Annotated in this window: 7 protein-coding genes and 3 rRNA genes; 6 read left to right on the forward strand and 4 right to left on the reverse strand. The window is 62.0% G+C overall.

The window, feature by feature from the left end:
* Window position 1 precedes the first annotated feature (1 nt).
* The 6 genes from AC4BCK_RS04145 (at window position 2) to AC4BCK_RS04170 (ending at window position 12,231) form a co-directional block, all read left to right on the forward strand.
* Window positions 2-3,697, forward strand: a complete 3,696-nt coding sequence (locus tag AC4BCK_RS04145; protein ID WP_490566607.1) for a 1,4-alpha-glucan branching enzyme — start codon at window positions 2-4, stop codon at window positions 3,695-3,697.
* Window positions 3,698-4,162: 465 nt separating this feature from the next.
* A 16S ribosomal RNA gene (locus AC4BCK_RS04150) occupies window positions 4,163-5,685 on the forward strand.
* A 532-nt stretch (window positions 5,686-6,217) separates the two neighbouring features.
* Window positions 6,218-9,344 (forward strand): 23S ribosomal RNA (locus AC4BCK_RS04155).
* A gap of 214 nt (window positions 9,345-9,558) precedes the next feature.
* Window positions 9,559-9,675: ribosomal RNA gene (gene rrf / locus AC4BCK_RS04160) — 5S ribosomal RNA — on the forward strand.
* The 16S, 23S and 5S rRNA genes sit together here, the layout of an rRNA operon.
* A 586-nt stretch (window positions 9,676-10,261) precedes the next feature.
* Window positions 10,262-10,753, forward strand: coding sequence for an SRPBCC family protein (locus AC4BCK_RS04165; RefSeq protein ID WP_363938910.1), 492 nt, complete (start codon window positions 10,262-10,264; stop codon window positions 10,751-10,753).
* 95 nt (window positions 10,754-10,848) lie between these two features.
* On the forward strand, window positions 10,849-12,231 hold the full coding sequence (locus AC4BCK_RS04170) for an FAD-binding oxidoreductase (RefSeq protein WP_490566608.1): 1,383 nt from the start codon (window positions 10,849-10,851) through the stop codon (window positions 12,229-12,231).
* Window positions 12,232-12,233: 2 nt separating this feature from the next.
* Here the strand turns inward: AC4BCK_RS04170 and AC4BCK_RS04175 are convergent, their stop codons facing one another.
* From AC4BCK_RS04175 to AC4BCK_RS04190, 4 genes are all read right to left on the reverse strand, one after another.
* Window positions 12,234-13,649 carry a DUF4032 domain-containing protein gene (locus AC4BCK_RS04175; RefSeq protein WP_490566609.1) on the reverse strand — a complete coding sequence of 472 codons (1,416 nt, stop codon included), beginning with the start codon at window positions 13,647-13,649 and terminating at the stop codon, window positions 12,234-12,236.
* A gap of 181 nt (window positions 13,650-13,830) precedes the next feature.
* Window positions 13,831-14,913, reverse strand: coding sequence for an ABC transporter ATP-binding protein (locus tag AC4BCK_RS04180; protein ID WP_174179677.1), 1,083 nt, complete (start codon window positions 14,911-14,913; stop codon window positions 13,831-13,833).
* A 230-nt stretch (window positions 14,914-15,143) separates the two neighbouring features.
* Entirely contained in the window at window positions 15,144-15,980 is an 837-nt protein-coding gene (gene otsB / locus AC4BCK_RS04185; protein WP_490566610.1) for a trehalose-phosphatase, read from the reverse strand.
* Window positions 15,970-17,472, reverse strand: a complete 1,503-nt coding sequence (locus AC4BCK_RS04190) for an alpha,alpha-trehalose-phosphate synthase (UDP-forming) (RefSeq protein ID WP_490566611.1) — start codon at window positions 17,470-17,472, stop codon at window positions 15,970-15,972. Before AC4BCK_RS04190 ends, otsB begins: the two co-directional genes overlap by 11 nt.
* Between the last annotated feature and the right edge of the window lie 72 nt (window positions 17,473-17,544).

A 17,544-nucleotide genomic window follows, 5' to 3' on the forward strand; every position in this document is an offset into this window, starting at 1 on the left:
TATGAACCAGCCCATACTGACCCCCGCCCTCACCTCCCTGCTCCAGGAATGGCTGCCACGGCAGCGCTGGTTCCCGGTCAAGACGCCCGACTTCGAGATGTCCCAGGCCGGCAGCCTTGGGCTGGAGGATCCGTCCGGCCACGCCGGCCTGGCCGTATTCCTCCTGCGCGTCACCACGCAAACGCCCGACGGCGGCACCCGGACCGCCGTCGTCCAGGTCCCCTTGAGCTTCCGGCACGCGCCGGCAGCCGGAATGGAGCGGGCGCTGGTTGGCCAGGCCGCCGGGATGGACCCGTCCAGGACCTGGGTTTACGACGCCGTCCACGACCCCGACTTCGTGGGCAGCTGGCTGGAACTCATCCGGCACGAGGAAAAGGCGCCCAACGGCACTGCAGCAGGCTTCCGCGTCCCTGGGGAGTTCCGGCTCCCCACTGCCCGCGGAGTTGTGAAGGTGCTGTCCGGCGAGCAGTCCAACAGTTCAGTCATTGTGGACGACGGCGACTCCGCCGCGATCGTGAAATTCTTCCGCGTGCTCTCGGAGGGGACGAATCCCGAGGTTGAGGTGGGTGCCGCCCTCACGGCTGCAGGTACTTCCGAAGTTCCGGCCACCCTTGGCTGGGTGCGCGGCGAGTGGCTCGGCCATGGCCTGCCCGCGTCCACAACGGCCAAGGGGCCCCGGTACGTCCAGGGCGTGCTGGCGGTAGCGCACGAGTTCCTCGCAGGCGGCCGCGATGCATGGCGCCTTGCTGTCGATGCCGCCCGCTCGGGCACCGACTTCACGGCAGAAGCACATGCCCTGGGTGCAGCCACGGCCACCGTGCACCAGCGTCTGGCCCAGGCGCTGGGGCAGGCCGCCGAGCCGCAACCCGGGCAGGTCATTGCGCCCGCAGTAGCCCAGCGGGTCCGCCAGGCGTGGGCAGAGGCCGGTGCCGCCGTCGGACCTTACGACGACGCCTTGGACGCGCTCCTGGGCCGTCTTGACCATGCGCCCGCCGGTGCGCTGCAGCGCATCCATGGGGACCTCCACCTGGGGCAGATACTCCAGGTTCCCGGCCATTCGGGAACCGAGGCACGGTGGGTGATCCTCGATTTCGAGGGTGAACCGCTGCGGCCCGTCGCCGAGCGGAACGTCCCTGATGTTCCCCTGCGGGACGTCGTCGGCATGCTGCGGTCCTTCGATTACGCGGCCGGCGCGGCCCAGCGCGAACAGGAGGGCGCGCAGGTGCCTGCAGGCTGGGTTGACGACTGCGCGGAGGCCTTCCTGGCCGGGTACGCGGGGGTCACTCCCGGAACGGTGGACAGGGAGTCGCCGCTCTTTGTGGCATTGTGGCTGGACAAGGCACTGTACGAAGTAGTTTATGAAATGCGTAACAGGCCCGACTGGCTGGCGATCCCCGTGAACGCCTCCAGGCGGCTCCTGGGCAGCAATGGCGCCTGCGGCAACGCCGGGGCAGCATCGGAAGGTAACGAAATGACAGGCTCAGCACAAACTGACCGGCCGGGGGTGCCGCTGAAGGTCGACGAAGGCACCCTTGGCAGGATCGCCAACGGTGAACACCACGCCCCCCACTCTGTGTTGGGCGCGCACCTTGACGATTACGGCCACGTCACTATCCGTACGGTGAAGCACCTTGCGGAAGCAATCTCCGTCCTCACGCCGGCAGGCGAGGTCCCCATGGAGCATGAGGCACACGGCGTGTGGGTTGCCGTCCTCGAGCCGCTGCAGCAGGGACACGTACCCGACTACAGGCTCTCCGTCACCTACCCGGGCGCGGATCCGGTCACCGTGGACGATCCCTACCGCTACCTGCCCACCGTGGGCGAAGTGGACCTGCACCTCATCGGTGAGGGCCGCCATGAAAAACTGTGGGAAGTCCTCGGCGCCCACGTCCAGCACTACAAGTCCGCGATGGGGGATGTGGACGGTGTCTCCTTTGCAGTCTGGGCGCCCAACGCACAGGCTGTCCGGGTCAAGGGCGATTTCAACGCCTGGGACGGCCGGGAAAACTCCCTGCGCTCGCTGGGTTCCTCGGGAGTGTGGGAAATCTTCGTCCCGGGCGTTGTAGCAGGGGCGTGCTACAAATTCGAAATCCGGACCAAGGCCGGCCACTGGGTGGAGAAGGCCGACCCCCTGGCCTTCGGAACCGAGGTGCCGCCCCTGACTGCGTCCAGGGTCGTGGAGCCTTCCTACGCCTTCAAAGACCAGGAGTGGATGGAGGCCCGCGCCCAGCGGGACCCACACAACTCGGCAATGAGCGTCTACGAGGTTCACCTCGGTTCATGGCGCCTGGGCCTGGGGTACCGGGAACTGGCCAAAGAACTCGTGGAGTACGTTAAGTGGCTCGGATTCACCCATGTGGAGTTCATGCCCGTGGCCGAGCATCCGTTCGGCGGATCATGGGGTTACCAGGTCACCTCCTACTTTGCACCCACTTCACGATTCGGCCACCCCGACGAGTTCCGCTACCTGGTGGACACCCTGCACCAGGCAGGCATCGGCGTGCTGCTTGACTGGGTTCCTGCCCACTTCCCCAAGGACGCTTGGGCGCTTGCCCAGTTCGACGGCGAACCCCTTTACGAGCACGCGGATCCCAACCTGGGCGAACACCCGGACTGGGGCACGCTGATCTTCGACTTCGGACGCACTGAAGTCCGGAACTTCCTGGTGGCCAACGCCCTGTACTGGCTGGACGAGTTCCACATTGACGGCCTGCGCGTGGACGCGGTGGCTTCAATGCTGTACCTGGACTACTCCAGGGAGGAGGGGCAGTGGCAGCCCAACCGCTTCGGCGGCCGGGAAAACCTCGAAGCCATCTCCTTCCTCCAGGAAGTCAACGCCACGGTGTACAAGACGCACCCCGGCGCTGTCATGATCGCCGAGGAATCCACGGCATTCCCCGGTGTGACCGCGCCGACCAGCCACGGCGGGCTGGGTTTCGGCCTCAAATGGAACATGGGCTGGATGCACGACTCCCTCAAGTACGTCGCGGAGGAGCCGATCAACCGCAAATGGCACCACGGAACAGTCACCTTCTCGTTGGTGTACGCCTTCACGGAAAACTTCCTGCTGCCCATCAGCCACGATGAGGTAGTCCACGGCAAGGGATCCATGTTGCGGAAGATGCCCGGAGACCGCTGGCAGCAGCTGGCGAACCTGCGTGCCTTTTTTGCCTACCAGTGGGCGCACCCGGGCAAGCAGCTCATCTTCATGGGCACGGAATTCGGCCAGGAAGCGGAATGGTCCGAACAGCACGGGCTCGACTGGTGGCTTGCCGACATCCCCGCGCACAAGGGACTGCAGCTGCTGACCAAGGACCTCAACGAGCTGTACGCATCCACCCCTGCGCTGTACACCCGCGATAACGAGCCCGGCGGCTTCCAGTGGATCAACGGGGGAGACGCCGACCGGAACGTCCTGTCCTTTATCCGCTGGGACAAGGAGAACAACCCGCTGGTCTGCGCCATCAACTTCTCGGGAGCACCGCACGTCGGGTACACCCTTGGTGTACCCGAAGCCGGGGCCTGGACGGAAGTGCTGAACACAGACGCAACGACCTATGGCGGATCCGGTGTCCTCAACTCCGGTCAGCTGACGGCCACGGACAAGGGGCAGGACGGACAGCCGGCAACCCTCAGCGTCACGTTGCCTCCGCTGGGCGCCGCCTACTTCAAGCCTGGAGCTCCGGCCGCAGGCTGACACCGGCTCGACGGAAAAGCCCGGAATCCCCGTGGTTCCGGGCTTTTTCATGTCCTGTTGCCGGCGTGCAGGGGAGGGTCCGCTGCCCGGTTGGCCTTCTGGAAAGAGTGGTGGTAGAGTTTATTTCCGCGCTGCTCCACGGAGTCAGACGGAAAAACCGACACTCAAGCCCCTGGCTAAAGAGAGTCGCGGACGCCGGTTTGACAAGTGAGAAGACAGCCGGTAAGTTTGAGAAGTTGCTCCGGAGCGATCCACGGTGTTTGTTTGCTGGTGGTGGTGCCGGGTGTGTCTGTTGTTTGAGAACTCAATAGTGTGCCAAGTTTGTTGATACCAATTGTTTAGTGATTGGTTGAATTGACTGGATCGTCCGCCCCTGTGGGTGGTCTGGTTTTTACAGCTGGTTTCAAATTTTGTGCAGCCTTTTTGTCCCGTTTTCCCGGGGCTGGGGGTTGTGTCTGTTTTACTTCAACGGAGAGTTTGATCCTGGCTCAGGATGAACGCTGGCGGCGTGCTTAACACATGCAAGTCGAACGATGATGGGAGCTTGCTCCTGGATTAGTGGCGAACGGGTGAGTAACACGTGAGTAACCTGCCCTTAACTCTGGGATAAGCCTGGGAAACTGGGTCTAATACCGGATATGACTCCTCATCGCATGGTGGGGGGTGGAAAGCTTTTTGTGGTTTTGGATGGACTCGCGGCCTATCAGCTTGTTGGTGAGGTAATGGCTTACCAAGGCGACGACGGGTAGCCGGCCTGAGAGGGTGACCGGCCACACTGGGACTGAGACACGGCCCAGACTCCTACGGGAGGCAGCAGTGGGGAATATTGCACAATGGGCGCAAGCCTGATGCAGCGACGCCGCGTGAGGGATGACGGCCTTCGGGTTGTAAACCTCTTTCAGTAGGGAAGAAGCGAAAGTGACGGTACCTGCAGAAGAAGCGCCGGCTAACTACGTGCCAGCAGCCGCGGTAATACGTAGGGCGCAAGCGTTATCCGGAATTATTGGGCGTAAAGAGCTCGTAGGCGGTTTGTCGCGTCTGCCGTGAAAGTCCGGGGCTCAACTCCGGATCTGCGGTGGGTACGGGCAGACTAGAGTGATGTAGGGGAGACTGGAATTCCTGGTGTAGCGGTGAAATGCGCAGATATCAGGAGGAACACCGATGGCGAAGGCAGGTCTCTGGGCATTAACTGACGCTGAGGAGCGAAAGCATGGGGAGCGAACAGGATTAGATACCCTGGTAGTCCATGCCGTAAACGTTGGGCACTAGGTGTGGGGGACATTCCACGTTTTCCGCGCCGTAGCTAACGCATTAAGTGCCCCGCCTGGGGAGTACGGCCGCAAGGCTAAAACTCAAAGGAATTGACGGGGGCCCGCACAAGCGGCGGAGCATGCGGATTAATTCGATGCAACGCGAAGAACCTTACCAAGGCTTGACATGAACCGGTAATACCTGGAGACAGGTGCCCCGCTTGCGGTCGGTTTACAGGTGGTGCATGGTTGTCGTCAGCTCGTGTCGTGAGATGTTGGGTTAAGTCCCGCAACGAGCGCAACCCTCGTTCTATGTTGCCAGCACGTGATGGTGGGGACTCATAGGAGACTGCCGGGGTCAACTCGGAGGAAGGTGGGGACGACGTCAAATCATCATGCCCCTTATGTCTTGGGCTTCACGCATGCTACAATGGCCGGTACAAAGGGTTGCGATACTGTGAGGTGGAGCTAATCCCAAAAAGCCGGTCTCAGTTCGGATTGGGGTCTGCAACTCGACCCCATGAAGTCGGAGTCGCTAGTAATCGCAGATCAGCAACGCTGCGGTGAATACGTTCCCGGGCCTTGTACACACCGCCCGTCAAGTCACGAAAGTTGGTAACACCCGAAGCCGGTGGCCTAACCCCTTGTGGGAGGGAGCTGTCGAAGGTGGGACTGGCGATTGGGACTAAGTCGTAACAAGGTAGCCGTACCGGAAGGTGCGGCTGGATCACCTCCTTTCTAAGGAGCACCTACAGATTGTTCGTGCCGTGTATGCGGTGCGGGGGTTTGTCAGGAGTACAGCCCGTTGCGCAGACGATTGTTCTGCGGCGGGTGCTCAAGGGTGGAATATCAGCGAATAGCGGCTGCCGGTCTTTTCCGGTGCTTAGTACGGTTCCTTCCTTTGTGGGGGTTCCTGGAAGGGTGCTGGTGTGGGATGGGTGGTTTAGTGTTTGGCACACTGTTGGGTCCTGAGGCAACAGGGCCGTGATGTCTTGCCCCTTCTTTGTTGTGGGGGTGGGGGTTGCGGGTTTGTGTGTTTCTGGTTTCCTGGCTGCAGCGATCATGCATGTTTGTGTGTGTGGGGTGTGTGGTACGGGGTTGTTGTTTGAGAACTACATAGTGGACGCGAGCATCTTTTATAAGAAGCAATTTCCAAGAATATGAACCTGGATCTGGCTGCGCGTGATGGTGTCATCCTTTTGGGGGTGGTGTTGTTGGGTGTGGTTGGTTTCTGTGGTTCTCTCGAAAATTAGCGTTTTTGATCTTTTGTGGTCAAGTTTTTAAGAGCACACGGTGGATGCCTTGGCATTAGGAGCCGAAGAAGGACGTAGGAATCTGCGATAAGCCTGGGGGAGTCGATAACCGGACTGTGATCCCAGGGTGTCCGAATGGGGAAACCCCGCCAGGGGCGCGAGTTGCCTGGTGACCCGCATCTGAACACATAGGGTGCGTGGAGGGAACGCGGGGAAGTGAAACATCTCAGTACCCGCAGGAAGAGAAAACAATAGTGATTCCGTTAGTAGTGGCGAGCGAACGCGGATCAGGCTAAACCGTTCCATGTGTGATAGCCGGCGGGCGTTGCATGGTCGGGGTTGTGGGACTTTCCGTACTGTCTCTGCCGGGGCAGTGGGGTGTGATGTGCAGGCATAGGTGAACGGTCTTGAAAGGCCGGCCAGAGAGGGTGTTAGCCCCGTAACCGTAATGTTGTGTACCGCCCGGATGAGTATCCCAAGTAGTACGGGGCCCGAGAAATCCCGTGCGAATCTGTCAGGACCACCTGATAAGCCTAAATACTCCCTAATGACCGATAGCGGACCAGTACCGTGAGGGAAAGGTGAAAAGTACCCCGGGAGGGGAGTGAAACAGTACCTGAAACCGTGTGCTTACAATCCGTCGGAGCCAGTCTGATTCTGGTGACGGCGTGCCTTTTGAAGAATGAGCCTGCGAGTTAGTGTTACGTCGCGAGGTTAACCCGTGTGGGGCAGCCGTAGCGAAAGCGAGTCTGAATAGGGCGTTGCAGTGGCGTGATCTAGACCCGAAGCGAAGTGATCTACCCATGGCCAGGTTGAAGCGACGGTAAGACGTCGTGGAGGACCGAACCCACTTCAGTTGAAAATGGAGGGGATGAGCTGTGGGTAGGGGTGAAAGGCCAATCAAACTTCGTGATAGCTGGTTCTCCCCGAAATGCATTTAGGTGCAGCGTTGCGTGTTTCTTGCTGGAGGTAGAGCTACTGGATGGCTAATGGGCCCTACAAGGTTACTGACGTCAGCCAAACTCCGAATGCCGGTAAGTGAGAGCGCAGCAGTGAGACTGTGGGGGATAAGCTTCATAGTCGAGAGGGAAACAGCCCAGACCACCAACTAAGGCCCCTAAGCGTGTGCTAAGTGGGAAAGGATGTGGAGTTGCGAAGACAACCAGGAGGTTGGCTTAGAAGCAGCCATCCTTAAAAGAGTGCGTAATAGCTCACTGGTCAAGTGATTCCGCGCCGACAATGTAGCGGGGCTCAAGTACACCGCCGAAGTTGTGGCATTCAGATATTAGCTAAGCCCTTGTGGTTCAGGCGTCTGGATGGGTAGGGGAGCGTCGTGTGGGCGGTGAAGTCGCGGTGTAAACCAGCGGTGGAGCCTACACGAGTGAGAATGCAGGCATGAGTAGCGAAAGACGGGTGAGAAACCCGTCCGCCGAATGATCAAGGGTTCCAGGGTCAAGCTAATCTGCCCTGGGTAAGTCGGGACCTAAGGCGAGGCCGACAGGCGTAGTCGATGGACAACGGGTTGATATTCCCGTACCGGCGAAAAACCGCCCATGCTGAACAGGGGATACTAACTGCCCGAGACCTGCCCGATCGCCCTTGTGGTGTGAGGGTTTTGGTGGAGCGCAGGACCTGATCCTGGGAGGCAAGCGTATTAACAGGTGTGACGCAGGAAGGTAGCCAAGCCGGGCGATGGTTGTCCCGGTCTAAGGATGTAGGGCGAACGGTAGGCAAATCCGCTGTTCATGATGCCTGAGATCTGATGGGACCCCCGTTTGGGGGGATTTGGTGATCCTATGCTGCCGAGAAAAGCATCGACGCGAGGTTTTAGCCGCCCGTACCCCAAACCGACACAGGTGATCAGGTAGAGAATACTAAGGCGATCGAGAGAATTATGGTTAAGGAACTCGGCAAAATGCCCCCGTAACTTCGGGAGAAGGGGGGCCCCAACCTTGATACACCCTTGCGGTGTGGAGGGGATCGGGGCCGCAGAGACCAGGGGGAAGCGACTGTTTACTAAAAACACAGGTCCGTGCGAAGTCGCAAGACGATGTATACGGACTGACTCCTGCCCGGTGCTGGAAGGTTAAGAGGACCGGTTAGCCGCAAGGCGAAGCTGAGAATTTAAGCCCCAGTAAACGGCGGTGGTAACTATAACCATCCTAAGGTAGCGAAATTCCTTGTCGGGTAAGTTCCGACCTGCACGAATGGAGTAACGACTTCCCCGCTGTCTCAACCATAAACTCGGCGAAATTGCAGTACGAGTAAAGATGCTCGTTACGCGCAGCAGGACGGAAAGACCCCGAGACCTTTACTATAGTTTGGTATTGGTGTTCGGAGTGGCTTGTGTAGGATAGGTGGGAGACGTTGAAGCCCGGACGCCAGTTCGGGTGGAGTCATCGTTGAAATACCACTCTGGTCACTTTGGACATCTAACTTCGGCCCGTAATCCGGGTCAGGGACAGTGCCTGATGGGTAGTTTAACTGGGGCGGTTGCCTCCTAAAAAGTAACGGAGGCGCCCAAAGGTTCCCTCAGCCTGGTTGGCAATCAGGTGTCGAGTGTAAGTGCACAAGGGAGCTTGACTGTGAGAGAGACATCTCGAGCAGGGACGAAAGTCGGGACTAGTGATCCGGCGGTACATTGTGGAATGGCCGTCGCTCAACGGATAAAAGGTACCTCGGGGATAACAGGCTGATCTTGCCCAAGAGTCCATATCGACGGCATGGTTTGGCACCTCGATGTCGGCTCGTCGCATCCTGGGGCTGGAGTAGGTCCCAAGGGTTGGGCTGTTCGCCCATTAAAGCGGTACGCGAGCTGGGTTTAGAACGTCGTGAGACAGTTCGGTCCCTATCCGCTGCGCGCGCAGGAAATTTGAGAAGGGCTGTCCTTAGTACGAGAGGACCGGGACGGACGAACCTCTGGTGTGTCAGTTGTACTGCCAAGTGCACCGCTGATTAGCTACGTTCGGATGGGATAACCGCTGAAAGCATCTAAGCGGGAAGCTCGCTTCAAGATGAGATTTCCATACACCTTGTGTGTGAGAGGCCCCCAGCCAGACCACTGGGTTGATAGGCCGGATGTGGAAGCGAGGACTAACGACTCGTGAAGCTGACCGGTACTAATAGGCCGATAACTTACACCACACACCCTTTTCGTGAACGGATTCAAAAGACGTTCACACCAGGAGAGGGTAAAAAGAAAAAACAAGACTGCTTGCGTCCACTATGTGGTTCCCAACCAACAAACCCGCCACGGGCACGTTGCGACAGGAACACAACTGAATAACAACACCACAATGTTGTAACCACAAAGATTTCCCACCCCCGGCATCAGACCCGGGCGGACGGGTACAAGGGTTACGGCGGTCATAGCGTGGGGGAAACGCCCGGTCCCATTCCGAACCCGGAAGCTAAGACCCACAGCGCCGATGGTACTGCACCCGGGAGGGTGTGGGAGAGTAGGTCACCGCCGGACACACATTAAAATGGTCGAGGCCCCAACCACCACGGTTGGGGCCTCCCACATTTAAACCCCCACCACACAAAAACCGGCCCGGCACCGCTCACAGCCACCACCAGGGCGCCCCCATCCAGGCCCCCGGCACACCCCACATCAAGTGAGAGAGCATCCCGCGAAACCCTCTTCCACTTAATGCAGCCCATCCAGTGATCCTCGTCCACATAATGCGCGCCCCCGGCGGACCCTCTTCCACTTAATGCAGTCCATACAGCAACGCTCTTCCACTTAATGCCGGCCCCCGGCGAACCCCCCCCCACCACCCACCGCAGAACAACCGACAAACACCCCCTTCACACCCCCATCGAGTGAGAGAGCGTCCCGGGACACCCCGCATCGAGTGAGAGAGCGTCCGGGGACACCCCGCATCGAGTGAGAGAGCATCCCGGGAAACCCCACATCAGGTGAGAAAGCATCCCGGGAAACCCCACATCAAGTGAGAGAGCGTCCCGGGAAACCCCGCATCGAGTGAGAGAGCGTCCCGGGAAACCCCCCATCAGGTGAGAGAGCATCCCAAGGGGGAGGGGCGGCAAAGTTGGGCAGCATGGACAGCCTCTTCAGCCACAAGCACGAACCGTCCGGAGGTGACGGCCACGCTGCTTTCGAGATCTTGGAACCCGTGGTTCACACGGTGGTAGTACCGGGAAGCGTCGCGCATGCCTTCGCTGGCTTCACCGACCATACCCACCTCTGGTGGCCGCTGGAATCCTACGGCGTCTATGGGGCCGGCTCCTACGTGGAGTTCGAGGAGAACCTCATCCTTGAGACGGCGGACGACGGCCGGACCAGCATCTGGGGAACCTTGGATGATTGGCAGCCTCCGTTGTCATTCCACGCGACCTGGCATCCCGGTACTACGGCGCTGTGGTCCACCGAGCTTCTGGTCGCCTTCCGTGCAGTCCCCGAGGGAACCGAGGTGCGGGTCTTCCACGACGGCTGGGAGGGTTCCGAAGATCCGCCCGCCACGCGAGCCAAGTACGCCGGTGCCTGGCCCGGGATCCTTGCCAAATACGCCCGCTTCATGGGCGCGGCCTGAGCCTGCACGCACCCTGCGCCGCGCGCCAGCCCAGGCAGCCGCCACCCGGCCGCGCCTGGTTTCCCCCCTAGACTGGGGATAATCTGCGACGACGTATGGAGGCCAGGTTGGGTAGCGTAGTTGACGAGTTGGAGAGGATCCTGGCACCCGGGCAGGTGGACGCCGGCGAGGTTACCCTCCGCCGGTATGCCGTGGACCAGGCACCTGTGATCGACTTCCAGCTGCCGCTCGCTGTTTTTTTCCCGGAATCCGTGGCGGATGTCCAGGCTGTCGTACGCGCCTGTGCCGGCACCGGCGTCGCCATCGTGGCACGGGGCGCGGGCACTGGTGTGTCCGGCGGGGCCCACGCCACGAAGAACTGCATCGTCCTGTCCCTGGAGCGCATGGACCGCATCCTCGCGCTCAACCCCGATGACGAAACGGCCGTCGTGGAGCCGGGCGTCGTCAATGCCGTCCTCAACGACGCAGCCGCGGCTCATGGACTCATGTACGCGCCCGATCCCGCCAGCTTCCGCACGTCAACCATCGGCGGGAACGTGGCCACAAACGCCGGCGGGCTGCGCTGCGCCAAATACGGGGTCACCCGTGACTCAGTCCTCGCAGTGGACGTTGTGCTCGCGGACGGCTCACTCATCCATACCGGCCACCAAACGTTCAAAGGCGTAGCGGGCTACGATCTCACAGGACTATTTGTGGGCTCCGAAGGGACGCTCGGCATCGTGGTCGGTGTTACCGTCCGCTTGAAGTACTTGCCCCGCGACGTGCACACCGTCGCAGCGTTCTACCCTGACTTCCGGCAGGCCGCCGCAGGCGTCCTGGCAGTTGGAAGGGCCCGGGTCCAGCCAGCCATCATGGAACTGCTTGACGGCGGCACGCTGGCCCAGCTCGATGACATCCACGGATCCGACCTCACAGCCCGGGGCCGTTCCCTGCTCCTGATCCAGACCGACGGGTTTGGCGCGGCTGCAGAGGCGCAGGTGGTCCGCGACGTGCTGCTGGCCGGCGGTGCAGCCGTCAGCACTGAAGCCAGCGAGGAGGCTGAACGGCTGGTGGAGCTCAGGCGCCACAGCCGCGGAGTGGAGGTCGACGACGAATACCGCGTGGGGGAGGACGTCGCCGTTCCCCGTTCCCGGCTGGTCGACTACGTTGCAGCCCTGGATGCCATGGCGTCGGACCACGGAGTGCACCTCAAAGTCGTGGCCCACGCGGGAGACGGCAACCTGCACCCCACCTTCTGGATCGACCGTACGGGCGGCAGTGTGGACGCCGTCGCCCTGGAACGCCTCCATCGGGTCCTGGACGAGTCCATCACCGCCGCGCTGGCCATGGGCGGCACTATCACCGGCGAACATGGGGTGGGGCAGTACAAGCTGCGCTGGCTGGGCCAGGAGCAGCCGGAACCGGTCCGCGAGATCCAGCGGAGGATCAAGGAACTGTTCGATCCTGAGGGTATCCTCAACCCGGGAAAGGCGATCTGACCCTAGTCGTCCGAGTCCGGGTATTCGTCGATCGACTCATCGTCCCCGTAGCGGGACTCTTCCGTTTCCACTTCGAGGATCTTCAACATGCCCGTGTCCGGGTTCAGCATGATCGCGGCTTCATCCCGGCGGTGGCGCAGGATGGAGTCGATGTAGGACTGGACGGCCTCCGCCAGCGGAATGTGCCGCTCCTGCTTCTCCGACATGTACCAGCGGTGCTCCAGAACCTCATGCACCACTTCTGCCGGTTCCAGCTTGCCGGAAAGGTCCCGTGGAATGGACCTGACGATCGGCTCGAAGATCTGGCTCACCCAGAGGTGGGCGCTGTATTCCTCGTCCATGTTCGGGTTGTTGTCGGCCCGGAAGGAGTCCATGTCGTTCAGCAGCCGGCGCGCCTGGTTCTCCTGCGCGTCGATGCCCGTGAGGCGCAGCAGCCGGCGCTGGTGGTGCCCGGCGTCCACCACCTTGGGCTGCAGCTGGATGGTGGACCCGTTCTGGGTGGTCTTGATGGCGTATTCCTCGACGTCAAAGCCGAGTTCGTTAAGCCGCCGGATCCTTGCACTCACGCGCCAGCGCTCACCGAGTTCGAAGGACTCCTTCTCTGTGAGTTCCGCCCAGAGCCGGCGGTAGCTGTCCATGATCAGCTCGCTGGTGGCCACAGGGTCCACCTTTTCCTCGATCAGCCCGCCATCGAGCAGGTCCATCAGTTCACCGGCAATGTTCACGCGTGCGATCTCAAGGTCGTATTCGCGCTGGCCCGTGGACAGGTCCGGATAGAGCTCGCCGGTCTCCGCGTCCACCAGGTATGCGGCGAACGCGCCGGCGTCGCGCCGGAAAAGGGTATTGGAGAGCGACACGTCGCCCCAGTAGAAGCCGATGAGGTGAAGACGCACCAGGAGCAGGGCCTGGGCGTCGATGAGGCGCGTCAGGGTGTCCTTGCGGAGCATCTGGGAGAAGAGGGCACGGTACGGCATGGAAAACTTCAGGTGCCTGGTGACGAGCACCGGGTTCAGCGGGCGTCCGTCCAGGGTGGTGCGGCCGGTGATGACGGCGACGGGCTCCACGCAGGGGACGTCAAGGCGGGCCAGCTTCCGGAGCATGTGGTACTCGTGGCGGGCCACGTGCTCGGAGGTTTCCTTGATGGCGATCACGGAGCCGCCAAGGTGGGCGAAGCGCACGATGTGGCGGGAGATGCCCCGGGGGAGGGCCGCCAGGTTTTCCGCCGGCCAGTCCTCCAGGGCGATGTGCCAGGGAAGGTCCAGCAGTTCGGGATCGGCCGCAGCCGCCGTGATGTTGAGCGAGGAAACCGAGGCCGCCTTGCCGTCATCGGCGCTGGCGGCAACAAACCGCGGCAGTTTGCCGATCTGCGCGTAGTCGGTGGGTTCGTCGTGCCACTGGGCGCTGTATTCCTCGGTCATGGGGTCAATTCTTCCGTACATAGGGGCGGCCAGCTAATTCTTTTGTCCGCCCGGTTAAAGGCCGACGGCGGCCCGCACCGTTTCGAAGGGTGCGGGCCGCCGTGGGTTGGTTTGATGCCGGCAGGTGGGCCCACGCCGGCAGGGTTCCCTAACCGAAGCGAGGTTAGGGAACCAGTGGGGACTAGTCGCCCAGGCGCAGGCCGGTCTTGGTGTCGAACAGGTGCACGTGGCCCGACTGCGGCCGGACGTAGATGACCTCGCCTTTCATCGGGGGGCGGCGGCCGTCGACGCGTGCCACGATGTCGTGGTCCTTGCCGTCAAGGGTGGTGTGGCCGTAGACGTAGGCGTCGGCACCGAGCTCTTCGACGACGTCGACCTCGACCTTAAGGCCTTCGCCCTGCGGAGCGGTTTCGAGGTCTTCCGGACGGCTTCCGAGGGTGACCGTGGAGCCGTGTGCTTCTTCCAGGACGTTGCGCGGCACGGGGTACACCGTTCCGCCGAACTGGACGCCGCCGTCGACGACGGGAAGTTCGAGCAGGTTCATGGCGGGCGAGCCGATGAAGCCGGCAACGAAAACGTTCTTGGGCTTGTCGTACAGGTTGCGCGGGGTGTCAACCTGCATCAGCAGGCCGTCCTTCAGCACAGCAACGCGGTCACCCATGGTCATGGCCTCGACCTGGTCGTGGGTCACGTAGACGGTGGTGACGCCCAGGCGGCGGGTCAGCGAGGCGATCTGAGTACGGGTCTGGACGCGGAGCTTGGCGTCCAGGTTGGAGAGCGGCTCATCCATGAGGAAGACCTGCGGGTTACGCACGATGGCGCGGCCCATGGCGACACGCTGGCGCTGGCCGCCGGAGAGTGCCTTCGGCTTGCGGTCCAGGTACTGCTCAAGGTCAAGAAGCTTGGCTGCTTCGCGGACGCGCTCGGCGCGCTCTTCCTTGGAGACGCCTGCGATCTTCAGGGCGAAGCCCATGTTGTCGGCCACAGTCATGTGCGGGTACAGCGCGTAGTTCTGGAAAACCATCGCGATGTCGCGGTCCTTCGGCGGAACGTCGGTGACGTCGCGGTCGCCAATGAGGATTCGGCCGGCGTTGACGTCCTCGAGGCCTGCCAGCATGCGCAGGGAGGTGGACTTGCCGCAACCGGAGGGTCCAACGAGGACCAGGAATTCGCCATCGGCGATGTCGATGTTGAGCTTATCGACGGCGGGCTTATCTGTGCCCGGGTACAGACGCGTAGCGTTATCAAAAGTAACTGTAGCCACAGTTATCAATCCCTTCACCGGCAGGTACGTGCCGGACGATCCGTTGTGAATGGTTCATGTTTGTTCAGTTGTGTGTTGCTGGCGCAATTCCGCCGAGGCGGAGGAGCGCTGAGTGACGCCGCACGGTTCTTGTGCGCCACATCACAAGCAAGAGTATGTCAGATGTTCTCGCAATGGTGGCAAATGTTACGGGCGTCACACGTGAGCTTGCACAACCTCCGTGCGCTTCCTCACTCTGCGGCTGTTCCCGGATCTTCCTCAGCAACGGCGATGCTTCGCTCCTGAAGCAGGACCTCCAGCAGTTCCGCCACGTGGACCGGCGCCTCCACCCGGTACTGGGCCTGGGTGAAATCGAGGCCCACTTTGACGCCGACGTCCCCTGGTTTGAGCCGCGCCAGCGCATCCTCGTCCGTGGTGTCGTCGCCGGCAAACAGGACCCCGGTGGCGCCGGTGATCTGCCGCAGGAAGGTGACTCCCTCGCCCTTGGAGGCGTTGACGACAGAGGTCTCAAGCACCCGCTTGCCGTCCTTGAGGAACACCCCTTTCCTGTCCTGCAGCACGGAACGCGCAGCTGCCACGGCATCGTCGGCGACGTCATCGGAGGCGAGGCGGGTGTGCAGCACCACCCCGGCAGGCTTGTCCTCGAGCATCGTCCCCGGTGCTTCCTTGACGATGTCCTCCAAGACGGTTCGCACCTCCGCGAGGAGCGCTTTTTGCCCGGGATCAAGCGTCAGCCCGGTGGATCCCGGGCCCAGCCACGCCTCTGCTCCGTGGCTGCCGATCAGGAGGGTATTCACCGGAGGGGACGCGACCGCCCGCAGGCTGGCGAGGGCACGCCCGGAGATGAGGGCCGTCGTCGTTCGTGGAAGGACAGCCAGCCCGGCAAAAGCCGCTGCGGAGCGTGGCAGGGGCCGGGCATCGTCGGCATGGCCGACGATAGGCGCCATGGTTCCGTCGAAGTCCATGGCCACCAGCAGGTGCTCGGTGCCGGCGATCTGCCGGATGGCCTCCCGAAGTTCAGGAGTCAGCGCGAGCTTGTCCTTCGCGTGGCGGGCATCAGGAGTCATCACGGACCACCTTTTCGTTGAGCGCGTGCAGGAAGTCGGCAGACCAGTGGTCCACATCGTGCTCGAGGATTTGCTTGCGCATCGCCCGCATCCTGCGGCCGGCCTCCCTGGGCTGCATCTCCACGGCGCGCATGATGGCGCTCTTGAGCCCGTCGATGTCGTGGGGATTCATCAGCAGGGCCTGCTTGAGCTGGTCGGCTGCGCCGGCGAACTCACTCAGGACCAGGGCGCCGTCGTTGTTGGTGCGTGCGGTGACGTATTCCTTGGCGACGAGGTTCATGCCGTCCCGGAGGGCTGTCACCAGCATGACGTCGGCGGCGAGGTACAGCGCCACCATCTCCTCAACGGGGTAGCTGTGGTGCAGGTAGCGCACGGCAGTGTTCTCGATGGTGTCGTAGGTGCCGTTGATGTGGCCCACGGTGCCCTCCACCTCCTCGCGCAGAAGCCGGTACTGCTCAACGCGCTCGCGGCTGGGGCTGGCCACCTGGATAAGGGTGGCGTCGCCGACAGAAAGCTTGCCGTCCGCCAGGAGCTCCTCGAAGGCCTTAAGGCGGTGCCGGATGCCCTTGGTGTAGTCCAGCCGGTCCACGCCAAGCAGGATGGTCTTGGGGTTGCCAAGGTCCTGGCGGATTTGGCGGGCCCGCTCAACGATTTCCGGTGTGGCGGCGAGCTCGCTGATATGCCGGACATCGATGGAGATGGGGAAGGCCTGGGCCCGGGCGATGTGGGTGATCTGCCCGTCAGGACCCTTGACGTGCACCTGCTGCTGCTTGACGCTGGCGCCCAGGAAGCGGCGTGCGGACCGCATGAAGTTGCCGGCATCGCTGGTCCGCTGGAAGCCCACCAGGTCTGCGCCGAGGAGCCCGTCGATGATTGCCTGGCGCCATGGCAGCTGGGCAAAAATCTCCGGCGGAGGAAAGGGAATGTGGTTGAAGAATCCGATGCGGAGGTCGGGCCGCGCTTCGCGCAGCATGCGCGGCACCAGCTGGAGCTGGTAGTCCTGCACCCACACCGTGGCGCCCTCGTCGGCATGACGGACGACGGCGTCGGCGAACCTTCGGTTGACCTTTCGGTAGGAGTCCCACCAGGTCCGGTGGAACTCAGGCGGTGCGATGACGTCATGGTAGAGCGGCCAGAGGGTGGCGTTGGAGAACCCCTCGTAGTACAGCTCCACGTCGTCGGTGCTGAACTGGACCGGGACGAGGTCCATGCCGCCGTGGCTGAAGGGTTTGACCGTCTCGTCCGGCGCGCCATGCCACCCCACCCACGCGCCGTCTGTCTTGGTCATCATGGGCGCCAGTGCTGTTACGAGACCGCCGGGGGAGCGACGCCAGCCGGAGCCGTCGTCCCCGCTCTCACCGGGGGCACAGCGGTCCACAGGCAGCCTGTTGGACACCACCATGAAGTCGTACTTTGTTTCGCCGCCGTGGCCTGCTCCGGCGGCGCCGGACGTCGCCGGGGCGGTGTGTTTTTCCTGGACGGGTGTTTGCATTGCGGCCCCCTGGGGTTTGCTTGTGCCTCTCTGCCCACCCTAACGGGACGGAATCTTCCGTGCTATTCGGCC

Source organism: Pseudarthrobacter sp. As-47 (genome assembly GCF_058215595.1).